This is a genomic window from Cyanobium sp. Cruz CV13-4-11 (assembly GCF_024346055.1).
Taxonomy (GTDB): domain Bacteria; phylum Cyanobacteriota; class Cyanobacteriia; order PCC-6307; family Cyanobiaceae; genus Cyanobium.
In genome coordinates, this window is record NZ_JAGQCH010000003.1 from 176,243 (window position 1) to 199,819 (window position 23,577).

24 protein-coding genes and 2 tRNA genes are annotated in these 23,577 nt (G+C 70.6%); 13 read left to right on the forward strand and 13 right to left on the reverse strand.

Annotation, left to right across the window (positions count from 1 at the left end; genetic code table 11):
* Window positions 1-15: 15 nt before the first annotated feature.
* From KBZ12_RS03935 to KBZ12_RS03955, 5 genes are all read right to left on the reverse strand, one after another.
* Window positions 16-89 (reverse strand) — tRNA-Asp (locus KBZ12_RS03935).
* 271 nt (window positions 90-360) lie between these two features.
* Entirely contained in the window at window positions 361-549 is a 189-nt protein-coding gene (locus KBZ12_RS03940) for a hyperconserved protein Hcp (RefSeq protein WP_006043540.1), read from the reverse strand.
* 36 nt (window positions 550-585) lie between these two features.
* Window positions 586-658: transfer RNA gene (locus KBZ12_RS03945), tRNA-Trp, on the reverse strand.
* A 65-nt stretch (window positions 659-723) separates the two neighbouring features.
* On the reverse strand, window positions 724-1,233 hold the full coding sequence (gene rplS / locus KBZ12_RS03950) for a 50S ribosomal protein L19 (RefSeq protein WP_254956460.1): 510 nt from the start codon (window positions 1,231-1,233) through the stop codon (window positions 724-726).
* Window positions 1,234-1,275: 42 nt separating this feature from the next.
* Window positions 1,276-1,620, reverse strand: coding sequence for a peptidase (locus KBZ12_RS03955; RefSeq protein ID WP_254956461.1), 345 nt, complete (start codon window positions 1,618-1,620; stop codon window positions 1,276-1,278).
* A gap of 61 nt (window positions 1,621-1,681) precedes the next feature.
* Here KBZ12_RS03955 and map point away from each other — a divergent pair, with 61 nt between their 5' ends.
* Window positions 1,682-2,542, forward strand: coding sequence for a type I methionyl aminopeptidase (map, locus tag KBZ12_RS03960; RefSeq protein WP_254956462.1), 861 nt, complete (start codon window positions 1,682-1,684; stop codon window positions 2,540-2,542).
* 15 nt (window positions 2,543-2,557) lie between these two features.
* Here map and KBZ12_RS03965 read toward each other — a convergent pair whose 3' ends face one another.
* Entirely contained in the window at window positions 2,558-3,292 is a 735-nt protein-coding gene (locus KBZ12_RS03965) for an NAD-dependent epimerase/dehydratase family protein (protein ID WP_254956464.1), read from the reverse strand.
* Between the two features lie 63 nt (window positions 3,293-3,355).
* Between KBZ12_RS03965 and KBZ12_RS03970 the strand changes: the two genes are divergently transcribed.
* A complete protein-coding gene (locus tag KBZ12_RS03970; RefSeq protein ID WP_254956465.1) occupies window positions 3,356-4,462 on the forward strand; it encodes a phosphotransacetylase family protein in 1,107 nt (368 codons plus the stop codon).
* A 39-nt stretch (window positions 4,463-4,501) separates the two neighbouring features.
* Complete coding sequence (locus KBZ12_RS03975) at window positions 4,502-5,014, forward strand: DNA recombination-mediator protein A (RefSeq protein ID WP_094583973.1); 513 nt, start codon at window positions 4,502-4,504, stop codon at window positions 5,012-5,014.
* An 11-nt stretch (window positions 5,015-5,025) separates the two neighbouring features.
* Here the strand turns inward: KBZ12_RS03975 and KBZ12_RS03980 are convergent, their stop codons facing one another.
* Window positions 5,026-5,475 carry an NfeD family protein gene (locus KBZ12_RS03980; protein ID WP_254956466.1) on the reverse strand — a complete coding sequence of 150 codons (450 nt, stop codon included), beginning with the start codon at window positions 5,473-5,475 and terminating at the stop codon, window positions 5,026-5,028.
* Between the two features lie 100 nt (window positions 5,476-5,575).
* Between KBZ12_RS03980 and KBZ12_RS03985 the strand changes: the two genes are divergently transcribed.
* On the forward strand, window positions 5,576-6,490 hold the full coding sequence (locus tag KBZ12_RS03985; protein ID WP_254956468.1) for an SPFH domain-containing protein: 915 nt from the start codon (window positions 5,576-5,578) through the stop codon (window positions 6,488-6,490).
* 1 nt (window position 6,491) lies between these two features.
* Here the strand turns inward: KBZ12_RS03985 and KBZ12_RS03990 are convergent, their stop codons facing one another.
* Window positions 6,492-6,980: an MAPEG family protein gene (locus KBZ12_RS03990; protein WP_254956469.1), complete on the reverse strand. Its 489-nt coding sequence runs from the start codon at window positions 6,978-6,980 to the stop codon at window positions 6,492-6,494.
* 58 nt (window positions 6,981-7,038) lie between these two features.
* Between KBZ12_RS03990 and KBZ12_RS03995 the strand changes: the two genes are divergently transcribed.
* The 3 genes from KBZ12_RS03995 to ggt all read left to right on the forward strand — a co-directional run bounded on the left by KBZ12_RS03995 (window position 7,039) and on the right by ggt (window position 13,874).
* The gene (locus tag KBZ12_RS03995; protein WP_254956470.1) at window positions 7,039-7,530 is read left to right on the forward strand and encodes a YajQ family cyclic di-GMP-binding protein; all 492 of its coding nucleotides are present in this window, start codon (window positions 7,039-7,041) and stop codon (window positions 7,528-7,530) included.
* 783 nt (window positions 7,531-8,313) lie between these two features.
* The gene (locus tag KBZ12_RS04000) at window positions 8,314-12,048 is read left to right on the forward strand and encodes a hydantoinase B/oxoprolinase family protein (RefSeq protein ID WP_254956471.1); all 3,735 of its coding nucleotides are present in this window, start codon (window positions 8,314-8,316) and stop codon (window positions 12,046-12,048) included.
* Window positions 12,045-13,874 carry a gamma-glutamyltransferase gene (gene ggt / locus KBZ12_RS04005; RefSeq protein WP_254956472.1) on the forward strand — a complete coding sequence of 610 codons (1,830 nt, stop codon included), beginning with the start codon at window positions 12,045-12,047 and terminating at the stop codon, window positions 13,872-13,874. The genes KBZ12_RS04000 and ggt overlap by 4 nt, the downstream gene beginning before the upstream one ends.
* 10 nt (window positions 13,875-13,884) lie before the next feature.
* Here ggt and KBZ12_RS04010 read toward each other — a convergent pair whose 3' ends face one another.
* Window positions 13,885-14,400 (reverse strand): HdeD family acid-resistance protein, encoded by a 516-nt coding sequence (locus tag KBZ12_RS04010; RefSeq protein ID WP_254956473.1) that lies wholly within the window; start codon window positions 14,398-14,400, stop codon window positions 13,885-13,887.
* A 56-nt stretch (window positions 14,401-14,456) separates the two neighbouring features.
* Window positions 14,457-14,843, reverse strand: a complete 387-nt coding sequence (locus KBZ12_RS04015; protein WP_254956474.1) for a hypothetical protein — start codon at window positions 14,841-14,843, stop codon at window positions 14,457-14,459.
* A gap of 112 nt (window positions 14,844-14,955) precedes the next feature.
* Here KBZ12_RS04015 and KBZ12_RS04020 point away from each other — a divergent pair, with 112 nt between their 5' ends.
* Window positions 14,956-15,723 (forward strand): potassium channel family protein, encoded by a 768-nt coding sequence (locus KBZ12_RS04020; RefSeq protein ID WP_254956475.1) that lies wholly within the window; start codon window positions 14,956-14,958, stop codon window positions 15,721-15,723.
* On the opposite strand, the gene KBZ12_RS04025 is transcribed toward KBZ12_RS04020, so the two are convergent.
* Entirely contained in the window at window positions 15,651-17,135 is a 1,485-nt protein-coding gene (locus KBZ12_RS04025) for an NAD(P)/FAD-dependent oxidoreductase (protein WP_254956476.1), read from the reverse strand. The genes KBZ12_RS04020 and KBZ12_RS04025 overlap by 73 nt on opposite strands.
* Before the next feature lie 153 nt (window positions 17,136-17,288).
* Here KBZ12_RS04025 and KBZ12_RS04030 point away from each other — a divergent pair, with 153 nt between their 5' ends.
* From KBZ12_RS04030 to KBZ12_RS04050, 5 genes are read left to right on the forward strand one after another with little or no spacing between them, the layout of a single operon-like run.
* Window positions 17,289-18,257 (forward strand): GTP-binding protein, encoded by a 969-nt coding sequence (locus tag KBZ12_RS04030; RefSeq protein WP_254956477.1) that lies wholly within the window; start codon window positions 17,289-17,291, stop codon window positions 18,255-18,257.
* Window positions 18,258-18,264: 7 nt separating this feature from the next.
* Window positions 18,265-19,365 carry a WD40 repeat domain-containing protein gene (locus KBZ12_RS04035; RefSeq protein ID WP_254956478.1) on the forward strand — a complete coding sequence of 367 codons (1,101 nt, stop codon included), beginning with the start codon at window positions 18,265-18,267 and terminating at the stop codon, window positions 19,363-19,365.
* Window positions 19,362-20,333, forward strand: a complete 972-nt coding sequence (locus tag KBZ12_RS04040) for a metal ABC transporter solute-binding protein, Zn/Mn family (protein ID WP_254956479.1) — start codon at window positions 19,362-19,364, stop codon at window positions 20,331-20,333. The genes KBZ12_RS04035 and KBZ12_RS04040 overlap by 4 nt, the downstream gene beginning before the upstream one ends.
* Window positions 20,333-21,121: a metal ABC transporter ATP-binding protein gene (locus KBZ12_RS04045; RefSeq protein ID WP_254956480.1), complete on the forward strand. Its 789-nt coding sequence runs from the start codon at window positions 20,333-20,335 to the stop codon at window positions 21,119-21,121. The genes KBZ12_RS04040 and KBZ12_RS04045 overlap by 1 nt, the downstream gene beginning before the upstream one ends.
* Window positions 21,118-21,963: a metal ABC transporter permease gene (locus tag KBZ12_RS04050; RefSeq protein ID WP_254956481.1), complete on the forward strand. Its 846-nt coding sequence runs from the start codon at window positions 21,118-21,120 to the stop codon at window positions 21,961-21,963. Before KBZ12_RS04045 ends, KBZ12_RS04050 begins: the two co-directional genes overlap by 4 nt.
* Here the strand turns inward: KBZ12_RS04050 and KBZ12_RS04055 are convergent.
* Together KBZ12_RS04055 and KBZ12_RS04060 are read right to left on the reverse strand one after the other, a co-directional pair.
* Window positions 21,955-22,623, reverse strand: a complete 669-nt coding sequence (locus KBZ12_RS04055) for a 3'-5' exonuclease (RefSeq protein WP_254956482.1) — start codon at window positions 22,621-22,623, stop codon at window positions 21,955-21,957. The two genes, KBZ12_RS04050 and KBZ12_RS04055, sit on opposite strands and share 9 nt — an antisense overlap.
* 79 nt (window positions 22,624-22,702) lie before the next feature.
* Entirely contained in the window at window positions 22,703-23,575 is an 873-nt protein-coding gene (locus tag KBZ12_RS04060) for an ion transporter (RefSeq protein WP_254956483.1), read from the reverse strand.
* Window positions 23,576-23,577: the final 2 nt, after the last annotated feature.

Here is a 23,577-nt window from a genome sequence, read left to right on the forward strand (position 1 = left end):
CCAGATGGTTGAGAACGGGACTGACGGGGCTCGAACCCGCAACTTCCGCCGTGACAGGGCGGTGCTCTAACCGATTGAACTACAGTCCCAGACCGTCGTTCGAGGCTCGAATCGCCCCGAGGGGTGGATTCGACGCCGATGGGCGATCGCGACGGCGCGAACGCCGACTAAAGAAGTATCCATCGTCACCCGTCCCACCGTCAACGCCAACTTTCAACGCCAACCGTCAACGCCGGCTGGTGGGGTCAGGACGACGATCGGCCACACAAAAAGCCCCGTGCAGGGCACGGGGCACATTGAGACGGTTGGCTGGGAAGGCAGGCTCGAACTGGGGCGTAATGGCGCCAGATCGCCCTGGCCTCAGGGGCGGAAGCCGGCGGGTTCGATCAGGCGCACCTGGTTGCCCCGGGCGGTGAATTCCCGCCCCTGGTCGCTCTGGACCACGACCCGACCTCCGGATTTGACCCGGATCACCCGGGCCCGAACCCAGCCAAGGGCAGCTGATTCCAGCACCTTGACCACATCACCGGGTTGTAGATCCAACTCCATTTCCGGAACCACGAGACTACAAATGGGACCATCGAACGCGCCGTGGAGGACTTGAACCCCCGACATCAGGTTTTGGAGACCTGCGTTCTACCAGCTGAACTAACGGCGCAAGGCGATGGTCCCTGGACAGCGTGAAAGGGAAACGCGGGCAATGAAATCCCGTGAAACCAGGCTTCAGCGATCGAAGCGCTGTTTGACGCGAGTGGCTTTACCCACCCGGTCACGCAGATAGAAGAGCTTCGCCCGCCGCACCTTACCGCGCCGCTCCACCTTGACGGAAGCGACCTGGGGGCTGTGCAGCATGAAGACCCGCTCCACGCCGATGCCCTGGAAAATGCGGCGCACGGTGATGGTCTGGTTGAGGCCGCCGTGGCGCTTGGCGATCACCACGCCCTCATAGGGCTGCACCCGCTCCTTGTTGCCTTCCCGGATTCGCACGCCCACCTTGACGGTGTCGCCCACGTAGATCTCGGGCAGGTCGCTCTTCAGCTGGGCCGCCTCGAACTCGTCGATCAGGGCCCGGGCGCTGAGCTTGCCGGTGGTCACCTTCACTGTTGTGGCCGCCGTGGCTGTAGCAGCCGTGGCCGTCACGGTTCCCGTTGCAGTTTCCGCTTCCACCGACTGGGGCTCCGCGTCTGGGGTTTGTGGGTCCACTTCCGTGGACGGATCGATCTCGGTTGCCATCCCTGTTCTCGGAGCGCCAGGCCAAACCAACACCTTAACGCCTCAGGTGACCCCCTTCCCCCCACGCCGCCGCCAGCCCCGCTGCAACCGCTCCCAGGCCATGAAGCCGCCGGTGATCAGCATCCACAGCAACCCCAGGCCGTTGAGCAGCACGTAAACCGACTCGCCCACCTCGCCCACCCAGCCCTGGAGCCATTCGCCCTCGTGCAGCACCATCAGCGGATGGGCCTGATCCCGGCTCAGCCCCCCCCAGTCGCGCAGCAGCCGGTATCCCACCCCCGTGACGGCCGAGAGCAGCAGGGGGGCGAGCACCAGCGGCGCCAGCCAGGCATGGGCCTGCCGCAGGCGGACCCCCCAGGAGGGGGCGGCGGGGGTGGCTTTGGACACGGGGAACCGACGGCGGGAGGGACGCCATTGATAACTTGATTGTCCGGCCCGTACCCCTCGCATGAACCTGTTCGCCGATCTGCTGGCCAGCACCAACGGCGTCAAGGGCGGCGGCACCCCTCTCACCCAGGCCGGCCCCCGCATCCAGAAGGGCCGCCGCGGTGTCGAGGTGAAATCGGCGCGGGAGATCGCGATCATGCGCCAGGCCAGCCGCATCGTGGCCACGGTGCTGCGCGAGATCATCGACATGGCCGCCCCGGGCATGACCACCGGCGACCTCGACCGCCACGCCGAAACCCGCATCCGCGCCATGGGGGCCACCCCCAGCTTCAAGGGCTACCACGGCTTCCCGGCCAGCATCTGCGCCAGCATCAACAACGAGGTGGTCCACGGCATCCCCAGCGCCAAGCGGGTGATCAAGGCCGGCGACCTGGTCAAGATCGACACCGGCGCCTACTTCGAGGGCTTCCACGGCGACAGCTGCGTCACCCTCTGCGTCGGTGAGGGGGTGCCTGAGGAGGCCCGCCGCCTCAGCCGGGTGGCCCAGGAATCGCTGATGCAGGGCCTGGCCACGGTCAAGGCCGGCAGCACCCTGCTGGAGCTGGCCGGTGCGGTCCAGGACCACGTCGAGGCCCACGGCTACGCGATCGTCGAGGACTACACGGGCCACGGCGTCGGCCGCAACCTGCACGAGGAACCCTCGGTGTTCAACTACCGCACCAGGGATCTGCCCAACATGCAGCTGCGTGCCGGCATGACCCTGGCGGTGGAGCCAATCCTCAATGCCGGCAGCAAAGGCTGCCGCACCCTCAAGGACCGCTGGACCGTGGTGACGGTGGATGGCGGCCTCTCGGCCCAATGGGAGCACACCGTCGTCGTCACCTCCGACGGCTGCGACATCCTCACCGACCGCGACTTCTAGGCCCGATCGCTGCCCTCACTGGCGCCTGAGCAGGCCCACGTAGGCCCATCGGCCCAGGGTGGCCAGCGGCATCAGCAGGTAGGTGAGCGGGTTCGGCGTCACGATGATCAGGCTGCAGTTCCAGTCGGCCTGCCGCAGGATCTCCCCCGCCACCCAGTCGGCCCCCATCACCCCCACCGGGTTGAGGGCGGAGCGAAAGGGTCCCAGCACCAGCCGCCGCAGCCGCAGCGTCCGGGCCAGCTCCGGTGCCCGCAGGCTGAGCAGCTGGCCCAGCAGCCGCTTGCTGATCTCATACAGGGGGCTCACGGCCGGCTGGATCTCCGCCTCCGAGGTGTTCACCCACACCTCCGCCCGCCGTGCCCCCTCCCGCCTTTGCACCCCCTCCCGCCGCTTCGCCACTGCGGCGAACAGCTCCAGCAGTCGCCAGGCGCTCAGGGCGTTCACCTCCAGGGAACGGCCGGTCGCCGCGGCGCTGCAGTCGCCATGGACGTTGATGCCGTGGTTGATCACCAGCACGTCCACCTGCTCCAGCAGGGGCTCCAGGGCCGCCTCCTGGCCCACCTGCCAGTGCCCCTGGCGCAGGGGGATCGGCTGCCCGTCCGGGCCGGCCAGCTGCAACGGGGCGCTGCTGTGGCAGAGGGCGATCAGCTGGGCGCCGCGGCCATGCCAGCGGCGCAGCAGGGCCTGCCCCAGGGCGCCGCTGGCCCCGGTGACGGCCACGGTGAGGGAGTCGCTCGACGGGTCCGGCATGGGCTTGCAGTGGACGTGCTGCCTAGATTGCCCCGCACCTGCAGGACCCGGCGAGGTCAACCCATGTCCATCCCCCTGCTGATTGGCTCCTGCGAACCCTTCAGCGGCAAGTCGGCGGTGGTGCTCGGTCTCGGTCGCCAGCTCGCACGCGGGGGCGTGCCGCTTGCCTTCGGTAAGCCGCTTGTCACCTGCATGGACGATCCGCTCGACAACGTTCCCGAAGCGGCGCCGGGTCACCCCCTGCTCGATCCCGATGTCCGCTTCATCGGTGACACCCTCGGACTGTCCCAGGACCAGCTGATCCCCTCGCTGCATGTGCTGCAGCCCGCGGCCGCCCGGGAGCGCCTGCTGGCGGGGGACCTGACCCCCGGGGAGGGCCTGAAGCTGCTGCAGCGGCGCATCCACGACGACGCCGATCGCCTGGTGCTGCTGGAGGGGGCCGGCAGTCTCAGCGAGGGCCAGCTCTACGGCCTGGGCCTGGTGCAGCTGGCCCACGCCCTGCAGGCGCCGGTGCTGCTGGTGCATCCCTGGAGCGACAGCCGCAGCGTCGATGCGTTGCTCGAAGCCAGGCGCCAGCTGGGGGATCTGCTGGCCGGTGTCGTGCTCAACGCCGTGGTGCCCGACATGGTGCCGGACGTGCGGGAGGCGGTGCAGCCGGCCCTGGAGCGGCTGGGCATCCCGGTGCTGGGCGTCATGCCCCGCAGCCCCCTGCTGCGCAGCGTCACGGTGGAGGAGCTGGCCCGCCGCCTCGAGGCCACCGTGCTCTGCTGCCACGACGGCCTCGACCTGCTGGTGGAGACCCTGTCGATCGGCGCCATGAACGTCAACTCGGCGATGGAGTTCTTCCGGCGCCGCCGCAACATGGCTGTGGTGACGGGCGCCGACCGCACCGACATCCAGCTGGCCGCCCTGGAGGCTTCCACCCAGTGCCTGATCCTCACGGGGGCCGGCGAACCCCTGCCCCAGCTGATCAGCCGGGCCGAGGAACTGGAGGTGCCGGTGCTCAAGGTCGACCACGACACCCTCACCACGGTGGAGGTGATCGACGCCGCCATCGGCCATGTGCGGCTGCATGAAGCGGTGAAGGCCACCTATGCGATCCGCCTGGTGGAGGAGAACTGCCACTTCGAACGGCTGTTCGGCCGGCTGCGGCTGGCGGTCCATGCCTGAGGGCGCTGCTAGTTTCAGGTCGTTGGTTGTCGATAACGGGTGACCCGGTCCCTAGATCTTCCGGCCCTGGACCGGATCGATACGCTCGCCCAGGAGCTGGCCATGCTCCAGGACCGGGGCAAACGCAGAATCGCTTTCCTTGGCAGCCGCCATGTGCCGGTGGTGTCGATCCATCTGGTGGAGCTGGTGGCCCGCTCCCTGGCCCAGGAGGGCCACAACCTGATCACCTCCGGCGCCCAGGGCGTGAACGCCGCCGTGATCCGCAGCGTGCTGGAGGTGGATCCGGCCCGCCTCACCGTGCTGCTGCCCCAGAGCCTGGAGCGCCAGCCCGGCGAATCCCGAAGCCAGCTGGAGCGGGTGCTGCACCTGGTGGAGAAGCCGGAGAACGACGAACTGCCCCTGCCCATGGCCAGCAGCCTCTGCAACCAGGAGATCATCAACCGCTGCGACCAGCTGATCTGCTACGCCTTCCACGACAGCGAAACCCTGCTCTCCAGCTGCCGCACCGCCGAGGACATGGGCAAGGTGGTGAGCCTGATGTTCTTCGATTAGCCAGCCCGGCTCTAGCCCTGTAGCGACTCCTGGCGGGGCAGCACCTGGAGCCGCGTTCCCTCCCTGCCCATCACCGTCACCTGGGTGCCGGGGAGCAGGAGCTGGTCGGGCGCCAGGTTCTGGGCGGCCCAGCTCTGGCCCTGCCAGCGCACCCGGCCATCGCCATTGGCATCAAACGCCGTGGTCACCTCCGCCAGCTCGGCCCGGGCACCCTGGGGGATCGTGCGCGCCTGGCGCCCCGCCGACCAGCGCCGCATCCAGCCGTAGCCGGCCCCCACCAGAGCGCCGAACAGCAGCACCTGGACCAGGGGCGGCACCACCGGCACCAGGACCGCCTCCAGCGTGAGCAGCAGGGCGGCCACGGCGCCCACCAGCAGCAGGCCGTCCGCATCGGCACCCACCAGCTCCAGCACCAGCAGCACCCCCGCCAGGGCCAGCCAGAGGATCGGGGGGGCGGGCATCGGCGGGGGGCGAAGGGGCGGTGGCCAGGGCAACGAAAGCAACGGGACCGTTGGCCTTCCCCCCCATCCTGCCTAGCGTTGCCCCAGTGATAAAGCCTGCATGGAAGCCCTCATCATTCCGGTGCTCGTGGTGCTCGCAGGTCTTGGCATCAGCGGCGTCAAGGTCACCAGCAGCAGCCGCTCGATGCTGGTGGAGCGCCTCGGCAAGTACGACCGGCAACTGCGCCCCGGCCTCTCGTTGGTGATCCCCGGCCTGGAGCGGGTGGTGAGCCATGAATCGCTCAAGGAGCGGGTGCTCGACATCCCTCCCCAGCAGTGCATCACCCGCGACAACGTCTCGATCGAGGTGGATGCGGTGGTGTACTGGCAGCTGCTGGAGCATGCCCGCGCCTACTACGGCGTCGACAACCTGCAGGCGGCCATGGTCAACCTGGTGCTCACCCAGATCCGGGCTGAGATGGGCAAGCTCGACCTCGACCAGACCTTCACCACCCGTCAGGAGGTGAACGAAACCCTGCTCAAGGAGCTGGATCAGGCCACCGATCCCTGGGGCGTGAAGGTGACCCGGGTGGAGCTGCGCGACATCCAGCCCTCCCAGGGGGTGCAGCAGGCCATGGAGCAGCAGATGACCGCCGAGCGGGAGAAGCGGGCGGCGATCCTGCGCTCCGAGGGGGAGCGGGAATCCCAGGTGAACGCGGCCCGGGGCCGGGCCGAGGCCCTGGTGCTGGATGCCAAGGCCAAGCAGGAGGCGGTGCTGCTCGATGCCGATGCCCAGGCCAAGCAGCAGTTGCTGCTGGCCAAGGCGCGGGCCGAGTCGGCCACCCAGCTGGCGGCCGTGATCGAGGCCCATCCGGCGGCGGCCGAGGGCCTGCGGCTGCTGCTGGCCAGGGACTGGATGGCCATGGGCCAGCAGATGGCCGCCGCCCAGGGGGGATCGGTGCTGATGGTGGATCCCCAGAGCCCGGCCTCGTTGCTGGCGGCCCTCAAGGGGCTGCAGGAGAGGGGCGGCAGCTGACTCAGCTGCGCAGCACCGCCCGCAGCCCTTCGGAATACAGCAGGGCGGTGCAGAGAATGCCGCCGGCCCAGCAGAGGCTGCGCAGGGGCGGCAGGTTGGCCACGTAGGCCGCCAGGTAGCCCAGGCGCAGGGCGGGGTGCAGCCAGGCCGCCAGCGCCAGCCAGGGGGAGGCCGCCAGCACGCCAGGGGCCACCACCAGGCAGAGCAGGCAGGCGGGGGCATGCAGGGTGAAGGCCTCGAAGCTGTTCTGGTGGGCCCAGTTGGCCCGCTTGCCCCAGGCGGGCAGCCGCTCGAACATCGCCCGCGGCGCGGCCAGGTCGGAGGGTTGGAAGTCGGCCTGGGAGCGGGCGGCCCCCAGGGGGATCAGGCTGAGCACCACCACGGCTCCCGAGAGCACCAGGGACCAGGCGAAGGGCCCGCCGGCGGCCGCCGGCAGCACCGGCAGGGCGATGCTGGCCGCCAGGAGGGTGCTGGGCAGAGAGAAGGTCATCGAGAGGGGTCGCAGGGTCTCTTTTCTAGGCTGGCGCTGCCTTGCCTTCGCCTGCCCCATGGCCGACAGCTATTCCTTCGACGTCGTCTCCGACTTCGACCGCCAGGAGCTGGTAAATGCCGTCGACCAGGTGCGCCGGGAGGTGGGCCAGCGCTACGACCTCAAGGACTCGGGCACCGAGATCGAGGTGGAGGAGGCCAGCCTCACGATCACCACCGCCAGCGACATGACCCTGGATGCGGTGGTCGATGTGCTGCGCCAGAAGGCCACCAAGCGCAACCTGTCGCTGAAGATCTTCGATCTGCAGACCCCCGAGCCGGTGGGCGGCAACCGGGTGAAGCAGGTGGTGAAGCTGCGCAAGGGCCTCAGCCAGGAGCTGGCCAAGACGCTCAGCAAGAAGGTGCGCGATGAGGTCAAGAAGGTGACCGTGGCGATCCAGGGCGAGAGCCTGCGCGTCACCGGCAAGAACAAGGACGATCTGCAGCAGGTGATCACCCTGCTGCGCGGCGAGGACCTGGAGCTGCCGCTGCAGTTCGAGAACTACCGCTGAGGGCTGTTTCGGATCCTGCGTCTCAGCTTTCGGCTGAATCCGAAGGCGGCGGCCACGCCCAGGAAGGGAAGCGGACCTGGGACGCCGTCGTCTCCGGGATCGCCATGGGGGGGTGGTGTGAGCCATCCGGACCTGGGCTCAGTGCCTGGGCCCGGAGCCGGGCACCTTTCTGGATCGCCGTCCACTTCATAGCCTGGGCAATACATCAGGGTTCCAAACAGGGGCCATGGCAATGGTGACGGGGTCGGTGTCGTGATCAGAAGTTGCCAACCATCGTTATGGCCATGGAAGCGAGCTGGGGAAGTGAAAATGGATCCGTCGGCCGTCACCGAGACATAGCCGCAGTCTGGAAGGAGGCATCGCGGAGCCTTGGTGTAGCGCCCTTGGGCGATCCTGACGACGAGGCGACATTCATTTCGACTTCGGCGGGAGGAAAACCCGTGGCGGTTCCAGCTTCAAGATTGCGGAAGGTGCCGCTCAGTCCATCAAAGATGAAGATCAAGTCCAGAGCAAAGGCGGCTGGCGGTTGTACCAGGAGTGTTGTTGCGAGGACTCCAATGAAGACCGCTGAAGACCCGTGAAGGCTTGCCGGCTTCATTGCGACTTGCTCCTAATTCACTATCGTTGTTCTTTTTGAGTTTCTCTGTGCCGTCCTGCCGGATGCATCTTCATGATTGATGCGGATGTGCTGCAGGGATGGTCGAGCAGCAGCGCTTCATTCTGGGAGGGCTCCTTGGCGCAGATTCCGGTGCACCCCCTCTGCCACTGCCTTGACCCGCAGCCGTGACGCGTACGGGCTGGCGCTTCTGGATCGACCGCGGCGGCACCTTCACCGACGTGGTGGCCCGCACGCCCAGCGGTGAGCTCCTGGTGCGCAAGCGCCTTTCCGATCCGCCGCGCCGGGCCGATGGCACCGCTCCGCAGGATCCCGCCGTGGCCGCCCTGCGCGAGCTGCTGGAGCTGGCGCCGGACCAACCCGTTCCCCCCGGGCTCGTTGCGGAGCTGCGCCTGGGCACCACCGTGGCCACCAACGCCCTGCTGGAGCGCCAGGGGGCGCCGGTGCTGCTGCTGGTGACGCGCGGCTTCGCCGATCTGCAGCGCATCGGCGACCAGCACCGCCCCGACCTCTTTGCCCTTCAGATCCGGCGGCCCGAACCGCCCCCCCTGCGGGTGATTGAAGTCGGCGGCCGGCTGGCGGCGGATGGCGAGGAACTGGAGCCCCTGCAGCTGGACGCGGATCTGGAGGCGACCCTGGCCCAGGCCCGTTCCGATGGATATCGGGGCGTGGCGGTGGCCCTGCTCCATGCCGGCCGCCACCCGGTCCATGAGCAGGCCCTCGGGAGCTGGCTGGCCTCGCGGGGTTTCGCTCCGGTGGTGCTCTCCCACCAGCTCAGCCGCCAGCCCCGGCTGGTGCCCCGCCTCGATACCAGCGTGCTCGAGGCCTCCCTGGGTCCCGTGCTGGGGGCCTATCTCGATCAGGTGCGCGCCGCCATCGGGGCGGCCATCCCGCTGCGGGTGATGACCTCCTCCGGAGCCCTGCAGTCGCCCGCCCTGCTCCAGGCCAAGGACACGATTCTCTCCGGTCCGGCCGGCGGCATGGTGGCGGCCGTCGCGGTGGCGGCGGCCGCCGGATTCGGCGACGTCCCGATCCTCGGCTTCGACATGGGGGGCACCTCCAGCGACGTTTTCCACTTCGACGGCAGCCGCGGCGAGGCCGCCTGGGAGCGCAGCAACGAAACCGAAATCGACGGCCTGCGGCTGCTGGCACCGATGCTGCCGATCCACACGGTGGCGGCGGGCGGCGGCTCGGTGCTGCAGGTGCAGGACGGGCGCCTGCAGGTGGGCCCCCGCTCGGCCGGCGCCAACCCCGGACCCGCCTGCTACGGCCGCGGGGGGCCCCTGGCGATCACCGACGCCAACCTGCTGCTCGGCCGCCTGCCTGTGGATGCGTTGCCGCGGCTGTTCGGCCCCGGCGGCGACCAGCCGGCCGATCGGGGGGTGGCGGTGGAGCGCTTCGAGGCCCTGGCCCGCCAGCTGGGGGTGGCCGGGCCGGAGGCGGCGGCCCAGGGGGCGCTGACGATCGCCATCGAGCGCATGACCGAGGCGATCCGGCGCATCTCGATCCAGCGCGGCCACGACCTGCGCGGCGCCGTGCTGGTCAGCTTCGGCAGCGCCGGCGGCCAGCTCACCTGCCCCCTGGCCGACGCCCTCGGGCTCACCCGGGTGCTGCTCCATCCCCTGGCCGGGGTGCTCTCGGCCTACGGCATCGGCCTGGCCCGCCCCTCCCTGCTGCGGGAGTGCACCCTGCGGCAGCCCCTCCAGCCGGCGCTGCTGCCCCAGCTGGAGCGGGCGATCGAGGCGCTGGTGGCCGAAGCCACCGCCGAGCTGCGCACCAGCGGTGATCTGGCGACCGGCCAGGCACCCCGCTGGCAGGCCCGCCTGGAGCTGCGTTACCGCGGCAGTGACCAGGGGCTGGAGCTGCCCTGGCCCACCGGTTCGCCCGAGGGGCTGCTGGGCGAGCTGCGTGCGGGTTTGGAGGCCCGCCACCGGCAGCGCTTCGGCTTCGTGGTGGCGGACGAGCCGCTGGTGGTGGAGCGGCTGCAGGTGGAGGTGAGCGCTCCGGCGCCCGAGGTCTCGGCGGGTGTTGTCAGGGCCGCGGAACTCCCTGAGGCGGCGGATCCGCCCGAGCCCTCTGAATGGGTGCCCCTTTGCCTGGCGGAAGAGCACGGCGGGGGCAGCGGCGACGGGATGGTCTGGCGCCAGGTGCCCCTCTGGCGCCGGGAGCAGCTGGCGGCGGGTCAGCGGATCGCGGGGCCGGCGCTGGTGGTGGAGCCCACGGGCACCACGGTGCTGGAGCCCGGCTGGGGTGGCCGGGTGCTGGCGGGGGGCGAACTGCTGCTGGAACGGCAGGCGCCGCCCGCTGGCGCGGCCTTGGCCAGCAACGGCGCCGGGGCGGTGGATCCGGTGCGGCTGGAGCTCTACAACCATCGTTTTGCCGCCATCGCCGAGCAGATGGGGGAACGGCTGCGCCAGTGCAGCCGCTCGGTGAACATCCGCGAGCGGCTCGACTTCTCCTGCGCCCTGTTCGATGGCGCCGGCCGGCTGGTGGCCAATGCCCCCCACATCCCCGTGCACCTCGGCTCGATGGGCGACAGCGTCGCCAGCCTGCTGGCCGCCGTGGCCGCCGCCACCCTGCCGCCCCTGGCGCCGGGCGATGCCTACGCCGCCAACGACCCCTTCGACGGTGGCACCCACCTGCCCGACATCACCGTGATCACGCCGGTGTTCCCCCCCGAGGGCGGGGCGGCGCCGCTGCTGTTCGTGGCCTGCCGCGGGCACCACGCCGACGTGGGCGGTCTCACCCCGGGCTCCATGCCCCCCTTCAGCCGCCGGATCGAGGAGGAGGGGCTGCTGCTGCGCCACGTGCCCCTGCTGCGCCAGGGCCAGTTCGATGCGGCCGCCTGGCGTGAGCGGCTGGCCGCTGGCCCCCACCCGGTGCGCAACCCCGACCAGCTGCTGGCCGACCTGCAGGCCCAGGTGGCCGCCAACCGGCTGGGGGAGAGCGAACTGCAGCGGCTGCTGAGCCGCGATGGCACCAGGGAGGTCAGCGCCTACCTGGGCCACGTGCTGGCCAACGCGGCCGAGGCTGTGCGTGACGCGATCGCTCGCCTCAGCGACGGCGACCACAGCGTCGAGCTCGATAACGGCAGCCGCATCGTCGTGGCCGTCCGCATCGACCGGGCCGCCCGCCGGGCCCGCATCGACTTCAGCGGCACCTCCCCCCAGCTGGAGGGCAACTTCAATGCCCCGCTGGCGATCACCAAGGCGGCCGTGCTCTACGTGTTCCGCTGCCTGGTGGGCCGAGCGATCCCGCTCAACGCCGGTTGCTTCGAACCGATCGAGCTGATCGTGCCGGAGGGGTGCCTGCTGCACCCGCTGCCGCCGGCGGCGGTGGTGGCTGGCAACGTGGAAACCTCCCAGGCGGTCACCAACGCCCTGTTCGGGGCGCTGGGGGTGATGGCGGCAGCCCAGGGCACGATGAACAACCTCAGCTTCGGCGATGCCCAGCGCCAGTACTACGAGACGATCTGCGGCGGCACCGGCGCCGGGGTGCTGGCCGATGGCGCCGGTTTCGCCGGTGCCAGTGCGGTGCAGAGCCACATGACCAACTCGCGCCTCACCGATCCGGAGATCCTCGAGGACCGCTTCCCGGTGCGGCTGGAGGGCTTCGCCATCCGCCGCGGCAGCGGCGGCGCCGGCCGCTGGCCTGGCGGCGACGGCGTGGTGCGGCGGCTGCGGTTCCTGGCGCCGATGACCGTCGCCATCCTCTCGGGCTCCCGGCGGGTGCCTCCGTTCGGCCTGGCCGGTGGTGGCGATGGTGCGGTGGGGCGCAACCGGCTGGAGCGGGCCGATGGCTCCCAGCTGGAGCTGGCCGGCTGCGACCAGGTGGCCGTGCAGCCGGGCGACCTGCTGGAGATCGCCACCCCCGGGGGTGGCGGCTACGGAGCCTCGCTGTGAGCGCCGGCCGCCGGGGAGCCGCCAGGGCGGTGCTGCTGCTGGTGGGACTCGGCACCCTGCCGGCGCCGTTGACGCGGGCCCAGGCCGTGGTCCCCGCCGCTGCGGAGAGCAACGTGCTGCTGGAGGGCGAGCAGCGCTTCCGGCCCCAGTGGTCGGCCCGGGGGCTGGTGGCGGCCCAGGAGCCGCTGGCCTCGGCGGCGGGCGCGGCGATCCTGCGCCAGGGGGGCAACGCGGTGGATGGGGCGGTGGCCACCGCCTTCGCCCTGGCGGTCACCCTGCCCCAGGCCGGCAACCTCGGCGGCGGCGGCTTCCTGCTGCTCTGGCTGCCCGGCCCTTCGCCGGCGGCGGCCCGGGGCTGCCTGGACGGGGCACCCGCTGGCACCAAAGCGAGCGGGCCCGAGCTGGCCATCGGCGGCGGCACGGCGGTGGCGGTGAACTTCCGCGAGACGGCTCCGGCGGCGGCCACGGCCACCATGTTTCTGGGCCCCGACGGCCAGGTGGACCGGTCCCGCGCCACCCGCAGCCTGCTCAGCACCGCCGTGCCCGGCAGCGTCGCCGGCCTGGCCCTGGCCCAGCGTTGCTATGGCCGCCTGCCGCTGGCTCAGGTGATGGCGCCGGCGATCCGGCTCGCGGCCCAGGGCTTTCCGGTGAGCCGCGAACTCAGCGATTCCCTGGCCGCCGCCGCCCCGCGGCTGCAGGCCGACCCCGTCTCCCGCCGTCTGTTCCTGCCGCCCCCGGTGCCTGGGACGGTGCTGCGCCAGAGCGAGCTGGCGGCCAGTCTGCGGCGCATCGCCGCCGAGGGGGAGCGGGGCTTCTACGTCGGGCCGGTGGCCGATGCCCTGGTGGCGGCCATGCAGCGGGGTGGCGGCCTGATCACCCATGGCGACCTGCGTGCCTACCGGGCCCGGCTGGTGCGGCCCCTGCGGCGCGAGTTCCGCGGCCACCCGGTGCTCACCATGCCGCCGCCCGGGGGCGGGCTCACCCTGCTGCAGCTGCTCGGGATCCTCGAACCCCTCGACCTGGTCGCTACCGGCCTCAACGCCGCCGCCAGCCTGCACGTGATGGCCGAGGCCATGAACCTGGCCTTCCGCGACCGCAATGCCCTGCTCGGCGACCCCGATCAGGTGGCGGTGCCGGTGGAACGGCTGCTGTCGCCTGCTCACCTTGATGGTCTGCGCCGCCGCATCGATCCCCGTCGCCACACCCCGGCCCCGGCGCTGGAGGCGGCCGCCGCCCGGGAAGGCACCAACACCACCCATCTCTCGGTGGCCGACCGCCAGGGCGGCCTGGTGGCCCTCACCACCACCCTGAACTTCCCCTACGGCAACGGCATCAGCGTGCCGGGAATGGGCTTCCTGCTCAACAACGAGATGGACGATTTCAGCGCTCTCCCTGGCAGCGCCAACGCCTTCGGTCTGCGCCAGGGGACGGCCAATGCGATCGCTCCCGGCCGGCGGCCCCTCAGTTCGATGGCCCCCACCCTGGTGTTCCGCCCCGATGGCCGCCCCTGGCTGGCTACCGGCAGCCCCGGCGGCAGTCGCATCATCACCACAATCCTGCAGGTACTGCTCAACCGGATGGTGCACGGCCTCAACCTGGCCAGTGCCGTCGCCTCCCTCCGGATCCACAGCCAGCTGTGGCCCGACCGGATCGATGCGGAGGAGGGCCTGAGCCCCGACAGCCGCCGCCTGCTGGAGGCCATGGGCCACAGCATCCGCCGGGCCCCGGCCATGGGGGCGGCCAACAGCGTCGAGGTGCTGGCGGGGGGCGGCAGCCTGGGGACGGTGGATCCGCGCCGGGCCGAGGGCCTGGCCGTGGCCGAATGAGCCCCAGCCCTCAGGCCTGGGGAGCCGCGGGGGCGGTGATCAGGTTGAAAGCGGAGAAGGCCAGGCCGAACCCGAACAGGGTGCCGATGGCCCAGAGGCTGTCGGAGGGCCACTCGGCGATCAGCATCCCGCCCAGCACCACGGTGACGATGCCATCAAGCAGCACCAGGCCCCGGGCCGGCCCGGCGCCGGCGGCGGCGCCCGCCAGCTCCATCACCCCCTCGACCGCCAGCAGGACGCCGATGAACAGGGTCAGGCTCACGGTGCTGGCCACCGGGAAGGCCACCAGGCCGATGCCGCCGACCACGTAGAGCACCCCGGAGATGGCGCGGAACACCTTGCTGCGGGTGTCATCGGCCGAGGTGAGCCGCAGCAGCTGGGAGACGCCCGCCGCCGCTGACACCCCGCCCAGGGCGATGGTGAGCAGGGTGGCCGACACGAAGGGCAGCGCCAGGCAGAGGACGGCGGCTACCAGCAGCAGACCGGCGGTGACCCAGCGCAGGGTGGGGGAAGCGGGAACGGACAAGGACTCGGGGAGGCTGATGGCAGGTTAGGCCGCTTTCCCGTGGCCGACTGCCGGGCTCAGCGGGAGCGGGGCGGGCCGTTGAAGAGGATCGCCACCACGCGGCGGCCGTCCGGGGCGATCTTGATCTCGGTTTCCGTGGTGGGCGGCAGTCCCTTCGCTTCCCAGCCGGGGGGGCCTCCGAGGAAGCGGTAGACGAAGCCGTCGGCGTCGTTGCGCACCAGGCAGGGGTTGGTGGCCGCCGAGGTGCTGAACATGCAGTTGGCCGGGGTGTAGACCGTCAGCCCGCCGTTGCTGAGCACGGCAGCATTGCGGGCCAGGTTGAGGGCCCGGATCTCGTTGAAGGGGATCCCCTGGGCCAGGGCCGGGGCCATGGGGGCCAGTGCCAGCAACAGCCCAGCTGCGGCAGGCAGCAGGCGGGTGGCGGGTCGGAAGCGGAAGGCCATCGGAGTCCTTGCGGATGGCTCCAGTATCGGGCGGTGCTCCGCCTTTGCGTCCAGGGCTGCTGGTTGTCGCTGGGACCCGACCTACCTTGTCGGTTCCGACTCCATCGCCTCCGTGATCCGACCCCTGGCGGCGCCGGCCACGCCGGAAGGCCTGACGCGCCGGCGGCACCGCTTCTACCGCCGGCTGCTGTTTCTGTGCCTGCTGGTGATGCTGAGCCTGGCGTTTCCCCAGACGCTGCGCCTGGCCGGCTCGATGGGCTACTTCCTGCTCACGTTGCTCACCACTGTCGAGCTGGGCGGCTTCCTCGCTGGCTCGGTGGCGCGTGACTGGGGTGATCGCCTGTACCTGGCGCTGGGAGGCGCCAACCTCATCGCCCAGCTGTACTGGCTGCTGACCCCTGCGTCGCAGCGGCTGTCCGGGGTGCCCCTGCTGCTGATCACCACGCTGTTCATCGGCTGGAGCCTGGTGCGGCTGGTGCGGACCCTGGGCCGGGAGCCCCGGGCCACCAGTCCGGTGGTGGCCGGGGCAGTGGCCGGCTACCTGCTGCTCGGCCTCAGCGGTGGCCTGGTGCTGAGCGTGTTGGAGACGATCGAGCCCGGCAGCTTCCTGGCCAACACCGCCGATGGCCAGGCCGCGATCGTTCGCTCCCATCCGGGGGCGGCCGCCCAAAGCGTCTGGCAGCTGGATTTCGCCCGCATCAACTACTTCGCCTTCGTCAGTCTCACCACCACCGGTTATGGCGACATCACCCCTGCACGGCCTCCGGCGCGCATGGCCAGCGTGGTGCTGGGGATCGCCGGGCCGCTCTACATCGCCGTGATTCTGGGGGTGCTGATCAACCGATTCAAGGGTCCGGAGGGGGGCTCCTCCGGCGACTGAGCCAGGCCACCCGGCGGTACGGCCCGCTCCAGTCCCACATCGACGCCGATGTGCTGGTCGGGACGGCCGGTGATCAGCAGGGCCGTGCGCTGGCGGGTGGCGATCTGCCACATCCATTTGCTGAACAGGGCGATGCGGTTCTCGGTGTCGGGGATGAAGGCGAGGTGGGCAAGGGCCCAGAGCACCCAGCCCGCCAGGCCGCTCACATGCAGCCCGCGCAGATCGGCCACCGCGTACCAGGGGCCGATCACGGCCATGCTGCCGAGATCGAACCAGCGGAAGGGCTCACTGCGGCGCCCCTCCAGGCCCGCCAGGATGTCGCGCGCCACCCAGCCGCCCATCTGCACGGCCGGCCCCGCCATGCCTGGAAGCACCCGGCCGTCGCCGGTATGGGCGTAGTGGCACAGATCCCCCACCGCCCGGATCTCCGGGTGGCCCGGCAGCGAAAAATCGGCCTCCACCTGCAGCCGGCCGCCCCGGTCGACCGGGGCGCCGGTGCGTTCCGCCAGCAGCCGGCCCAGGCGCGAGGCCCGCACCCCGGCGGTCCAGCAGATCGTGGCGGCCTCCAGGTCGCCGAGGCCTTCGCCGCCGCTGTCCGCCTCACCAGCGGCGGTGTCCGGGGGGGGCTTGAGGATCACCCGGCCCGGCTCGATCGCCGCCACCATTGTGTTCAGGCGCAGCTCGACGCCGGCCCGCTCCAGGTAGGCCGCCGCCTCCCGGGACAGGTTGGCGGCCATCGCCGGCAGCACCCGGTCGACCGCATCCAGCAGGATCACCCGGCACTGGGCGCGATCGAGCTGCTTGAAGTCCCGGGCCACGGCGCGGTGCATCAGCTCGATCAGGGAGCCGGCCAGTTCGCACCCCGCCGGACCGGCCCCCACCACCACCACCGATTGCAGGAAGCGGCGCCGCTCGGGGTCCCGGGTCTGCTCGGCTTCCTCGAGGGCCATCAGCAGCCGGCGGCGGATCTCATCGGCGTGCTCGAGGATCTTCATCGGCGGCGCCAGGGGGCGCCATTCCTCATGGCCGAAGTAGGTGCTGCCCGAACCGCTGGCCAGGATCAGGTGGTCGTAGCCATAGCGGTGGTCGTTGAACACCACCTCCCTGGCCTCGGTGTCGATGTCCACCACCTCGCCCAGCAGGATCTGGATGTTGGCGGCCTCGCCCACCATCTGGCGCAGGGGCGAGGCCACATCGGCCTCCGAGACGAGCCCGGAAGCCACCTGATACAGCAGGGGCTGGAAGAGGTTGAAGTTGCGCTTGTCGATCAGGGTGACGCGCACCGGCTTGCCGGCCAGGGCGTTGCAGGCCTTGAGCCCCGCGAAGCCACCGCCGACGATCACCACGTGGGGCCAGCTGCGCATGGCCTCCAGCGGTGGGTCCAGCTCAAGGAAGAAGCGTTCCGGGGCCATCGCACGCCATCTTCAGCACCTGACCGTAGGCAGATCGCCCGTGCGGGGCGGTAGTGATGGACGCGGTTTGCGTTGAAGCGCGGACTCCCGTCCCACGGCTGCTAGCTTGATAATGATTCCCAAACCCGGCCCGGCAGCGCCAGGCCCCGTCCCATGGCCCCTGATCGGGAGCGCTTGCCTGTCACTGTCCTGACGGGTTACCTCGGCTCCGGCAAGACGACGCTGCTGAACCGCATCCTCACCCACGAGCACGGCAAGAAGGTGGCCGTGATTGTGAATGAATTCGGCGATGTGGGCATCGACAACCAGCTGGTGATCGAGGCCGATGAGGAGATCTTTGAGATGAACAACGGTTGTATCTGTTGCACCGTGCGTGGCGACCTCATCCGCATCATCGGCAATCTGATGAAGCGCCGCGACCGTTTCGACCACCTCGTGATCGAAACCACCGGCCTGGCCGATCCCGCCCCGGTGATTCAGACCTTCTTCGTCGATGAGGACCTGCGCGACGCACTGCAGCTCGACGCCGTGGTCACCCTGGTTGACCTCAAGCATGTGGAGCAGCACTGGGACAGCGAGGAGGTCCAGGAGCAGCTCGCCTTCGCCGATGTGCTGCTGCTCAACAAGATCGATCTGGTCGACGCCGAGGCCTGCCTGGCCATCCAGCAACGGACCCGGGCCCTCAATCCGCTGGCGCGGGTGATTCCCACCTGCCGGGCCGATGCGGCCATGGATCAGATCCTGGGCGTGGGGGCCTTTGAGCTCGAGCGGGCCCTGGCGATCGACCCGGAATTTCTCACCTCCGACCACGACCATGAGCACGACGGGGCCGTCGGTTCGGTGGCCTTCATCGAAGAGCGGCCGATGAGTTACAAGAAACTCGAGCAGTGGATCGATCGGCTGGTGAGTGAACGGGGCCCCGATCTGTTCCGGATGAAAGGCATCCTCCAGATCGACGGCGAGAGCCACCGCTATGTCTTCCAGTCGGTGCACATGCTGATCGACAGCACGCGGGATCGCCCCTGGCGCGAGGGCGAAACCCCCAGCACCCAATTCGTGATCATCGGCCGCGATCTCGACGAGGCCGCCCTGCGGGCCGGTTTCGAGGCCTGTGTGGCCTGAGCCCCCCATGGCGGCCCCCCCGACCCTGGTGCAGGAGCGTCTGTGCGGCGCCTGCAGCCACGCGATCACGGCCCAGGTCTGGTCGGCCGATGGCGAGCTGCTGGCGATGGCGACGGCCGGTGGCGAGCTGCTGCTGATCGATTTCCGCGCCGGCTGCGAGGAGCTGCTGCGCGGCGAGCGGGACAGCAGCCTCGATGTGGTGGGCTTCAGCGCCGACGACCGCTATCTGATGGCGGCGGGCCAGGACGGGGAGCTGCTGCTGTGGGAGCTGGGGGGCTCCGGTGTGCGGCCGATCGCCTTCGACCCCCTGCCCCTGGGGGGCCACTGGCTGGATGCGGCCGCCTGGCAGCCCCAGGGCCCCCTGCTGGCGGTGGGGGCTGGCCGGCAGGTGCGGCTGTGGGATGGCGACAGCAGGACCCTGCGCATCGAGAGCCCGGAGCTGAAGGGCACGGTGCTGGCCCTCGCCTGGAGCCGGGATGGCCGGCGGCTGGCGGCGGCCTGCCACGGCGAGGTGCTGCTCTGGTCTCCGGACGACCCTGCCCAGGCACCCCAGCGCTGCCCCACCGGTTCGGCGGGCCTGGCCCTGGCCTGGTCCGGCCAGGGGAACCTGCTGGCCAGTGGCCAGCTGGACGGTTCGCTGATGCTTTGGCCCGACGGCGGGGCCGGCACCGGTTGGCAGTTCCGTGGTTTCCCCGGCAAGGTGCGGGCCCTGGCCTGGTGTGATCAGCCGGGGCGTCTGGCGCCGCTGCTGGCCGTCGCCTCCAGCGACATCGCCGTGATCTGGAGCCAGAAGGATCGCGGCGCCAAGGGCTGGACGCCGGAACCCCTGGCGCTGCATGAGGGCCGTGTCCATGCGGTCGCCTTCGCCCCCGGCAGCAGCCTGCTGGTCACCGCCTCCAGCGATGGCACGGTGGCCCTCTGGGATGGGCGGGGCCGGCTGCAGCAGCTGCTCGAAGGCGACGGCCAGGCCATCACCAGCCTCAGCTGGCGACCCGATGGCCGTCATCTAGTCGCCGGTGGCGAGCAGGGCCAGTGGTGGCTCTGGCCCGTCACCCTGCCCCCGTCCGTCCGCTCCCGCCCACCCCGTTCCGGAGGTTTTGCCCCATGAGCCCGTTCCCATCCCGTCGTCCCCTTCTGGCCGTGGCGGCGGCCCTGTCCTCCCTCCTGCTGGCCTGCCGTCCGGCGGCGGAGTCGGCCGCACCCCAGGCCGGCCGTGCCGATCGCCCCAAGGTGGTGACCACCTTCCTGCCGATCACCCTGTTCACCCGCGCCGTGGCCGGCGACTGCGCCGAGGTGACGGCGCTGATCCCCGCCGCCAGCGGCCCCCATGATTTTCAGGCTCGGCCGGGGGATGTGGCGGCCATCCGCAACGCAACGGTGCTGGTGAAGAACGGCCTGGGCATGGAGTCGTTCCTCGACAAGCTGGTGCAAGGCGCCGAAAACCCGGCCCTCAAGGTGATCGATTCCAGCCGCGGCATCGCCACCCTGGAGAACCCGGAGGAGCCTGGTGGGGAGCACGCCGATGGGCACGATCACGACCACGGCCATGCCCATGGCCCGATCAATCCCCATATCTGGCTTGATCCGGTGCGCGCCGCCCAGCAGGTGGACAACATCCGCGACGGTCTGATCGCGGCTGATCCGGCCTGTGCCGATGGCTACCGCCGCAATGCCGCCGCCTTCAGCGGCCAGCTGCGCCAGCTCAACACGGAATTCGAGAAGCAACTGGCCCCGTTCCGGGGCAAGACCTTCGTGGTCCTGCACGACTTCGCCCCCTACTTCGCCGACCGCTACGGCCTCAAGGCCGAGTACCTGGTGGATGTGCCGGAGCAGAACCCCTCCCCGGCGGATCTCTCACGGGTCGCCGACACGGTGAAGAGCACCCAGCTGAGGGCCCTGCTCAGCGAACCCCAGCAGGGCAACCGCTCCTTCAATGCCCTGGCCGGCGATCTGGGGATCCGCATCAGCGTCTTCGATCCGATGGAGACGGGCACCGAGGAGGCCTCCCGCAACCCGGCCACCTACGGCGCGGTGATGCGCCGCAATGTCTCCGATCTGGTGAGCGCGTTCCGCTGATGGCCGTGCTGGAGGTCGAGGGCCTGCGGGTGCTGCGCGATGGGGTGCTGGCGGTGGACGACGTCAGCTTCCAGCTCGCGGCCGAGAGCGACACGGCCCTGGTGGGGCCGAACGGGGCCGGCAAGAGCTCCCTGGTGGGGGCGATCCTCGGCCTGATCCCCCGCCAGGCCGGCGAGGTGCGGATCCTCGGCCACCGGCTGGGGCCCGCCGGCCAGCTGCCGGGGCAGGTCCGCGCCCAGCTGGCCTTCCTGCCCCAGGCCCTGCCGCTCCAGGGGCGCCTGCCGCTCACCGTGGCCGAGTTCGTCGGCTTCGGCTGGGATCCGCCCGGCCCGCGCCTGCCCTGGATCGGCGGCGCCGAGCGCCGCTCCGCCGTGCGCTCCGCCCTGGTCAAGACGGGCTGCGGGCCGCTGGCCGAGCGCCTGCTGAGCGAGCTGTCGGGGGGGCAGCTGAAGCGGGTGCTGCTGGCGTTCTGCGTTGTGCGGCCCCGGCGCCTGCTGGTGCTCGATGAGGCCCAGGCCGGCCTGGACGCCCCCTCCACCGAGCAGTTCCACAGCCTGCTGTTCGATCTGCGCCGCAGTGAGGGCTGGACCGTGCTGCAGGTCTCCCACGACCTGGACATGGTGCGGCGCAGCTGCGACCAGGTGCTGTGCCTCAACCGCCAGCTGCGCTGCAGCGGCCGTCCCGAACTGGCCCTGTCCCGGGCCCAGCTGGAGCGCCTCTACGACCCGGCCGACCTTCCCAGCCATCCCCGGCGCCAGGCGCCCATGGGCCGCCCCCGGATCGGATGACGGAGTTCTCCCCGTTCACCGCAGTGATCGGCCAGCCGTTCATGCAGCGGGCCCTGGTCGGCGGGCTGCTCACCGGGGCCCTGGGCGGCCTGCTGGGCAGCTTCGCGGTGCTGCGGCAGCTGTCGTTCTTCAGTGATGCCCTGGGCCATTCGGCCCTGCTGGGCATCAGCCTGGGCATCCTGCTGGGGCTCAATCCCACCCTGGTGCTGATCCCCTTCGCGGTGCTGTTCGCCCTGCTGGTGAACCTGCTAGTGCAACGCAGCCAGCTCCCCACCGATGCCCTGCTGAACATCGTCTACTCCACCTCCCTGGCCTTCGCCGTGGTGGCCCTCAGCCTGGTGACCACCTACAAGGGCGGGATCCAGCAACTGCTGTTCGGCGACATCCTTGGCATCTCCTGGCTGGACCTTGCCCTGATCGCGGTGCTGCTGGTGGCGGCGGTGGCCTACCTGCTGGTGAGCCTGCGGGCCCAGGTGCTGGTCACCCTGCATGCCGATCTGGCCGGGGCCTTCGGCGTGGGCAGCCAGTGGCACCGGATCGCCTTCATCCTGCTGCTCGCTGTGGTGGTGGCGGTGTCGATCAAGGCGGTGGGGGTGCTGCTGATCAGCGCCTTCGTGGTGATCCCCGCCTGCGCTTCCCGGCTGGTGAGCCGCCGCTTCGGCACCTATCTGGTGCTCTCCTCCGTCATCGGCGGCGGCTGCGCCGTGCTGGGGCTTCTCGGCTCGGGCCTCACCAACCTGCCGTCGGGCCCCTGTGTGGTGATCGTGCAGTTCTTCGGATTCCTGCTGGCCCTGGGCGTCAGCCTGTGGCGGCGGGGACGGGGCAGGGCGGCCCTAGCCTGAGCTGCCCCGACCCGCCGCCAGCACGATGTTGGCGCAGGCCTCGGCATCGGAGAGGGCATCGTGGTGCCGGAGCGGCAGACCCAGATGCCGGCACACATCAGGAAGCTTGGTGGGCCGCAGATTCCAGGCCTGCCGGGCCATCTGCACGGTGCAGACGAAGGGCTGGGCTGGGGGCCTCAGGCCGGCCTGCTCGCAGCAGGCCCGCAGCACACCGGCATCGAAGCTGGCGTTGTGGGCGGCGATGAACTGGGCCCCATCCAGACCGTTCACCAGCTGCGGCCAGAGCTCGGCGAAGCGGGGCGCATCGGCCACCTGCGACCAGCTGATCCCGTGGATGGAGGTGAACTGGAACGTCCGGCGCGGCGGCCGGATCAGGTGGTGCTCGCGGCGCACAATGGTGCGCCCCTCCACCCGCACCAGGGCGATCGAGCAGGCACTGTCCCGGCCCTGATCGGCCGTCTCGAAATCCAGCGCCACAAAGCAGTCCCGCCGGACCGCCATCAGGGCGACCTCCCCCCGGCGCAGGAACCGGCGCTCGTCACGGTCCAGGTTGGCGGCGCCCCAGCGGCTGCGGTGGATCCAGAGCTGGTGGTAGCGGCGCACCTCCGGCTCCGGCCAGCCAAGGGCCCTGAGTTCTTCGCTGCGGCTGGAGTCCTCCATCGGCATGACGGGCCAGCCAGTCGCGGGTCTGTGCGGGATTCTCACCGATCGATCCCCCGCAGGGGGGCGACGCCCCTGGCTACGGCTCCCCTTCCGGGTCCAGCGCAGCCCCGCAGTGCCGGCAGTGGCGGGCGTCGGCCTGGTGGTCGCCCAGGCCGCAGGCGGGGCAGGGCCGCCCCGCAGGCCGCAGCACCTTCAAGCCGATTTCGGCGCTGAGGATGCCGGTGGGCACGGCGATGATGCTGTAGCCGATCAGCATCACCACCGAGGCCATGAAGCGTCCCAGGGGTGTCACCGGGGCCACGTCGCCGTAGCCCACCGTGGTGATGGTGACGCAGGCCCAGTAGATCGCCACCGGGATGCTGCCGAAACCGTCATTGCCGGCTTCGATCACATCCATGAAGGCGCCGATCAGGATCACCAGCGTCACCATGGCCAGCAGGAACACGGTGATCTTGCGGCGGGCGGCGACCAGGGCGCCCCAGAGCAGTTCCGCCTCCTGCAGGAAGGCCCCCAGCTTCAGCACCCGGAACACCCGCAGCAGCCGCAGCACCCGCACCACCAGGAACAGCTGGCCGCCACCGATCAGCAGCCCCAGGTAGGAGGGCAGGATCGCCAGCAGATCCACGATCCCGAAGAAGCTGGTCGCATAGCGCCGTGGCTCGGCCACGACCAGCAACCGCAGCAGGTATTCGAGGCTGAACAGGAGGGTGAAGCCCCACTCCAGCCCCAGGAAGGTGCCGGCCCAGTTCTGCCGCAGCAGTGGATCGCTCTCCAGCACCACCGCCAGCACGCTGAGGGCGATCGCCAGCATCAGCACGGCGTCGAAGGCCTTGCCGGAGGGGGTGTCGGTCTCCAGGATGGTGCGCTCCAGCCAGGGGCGCCCGACAACCCCTACCAGGGCCAGGGCCAGGACGACCAGGCCGGCCAGCAGCAGCGGCACCAGCAACATCC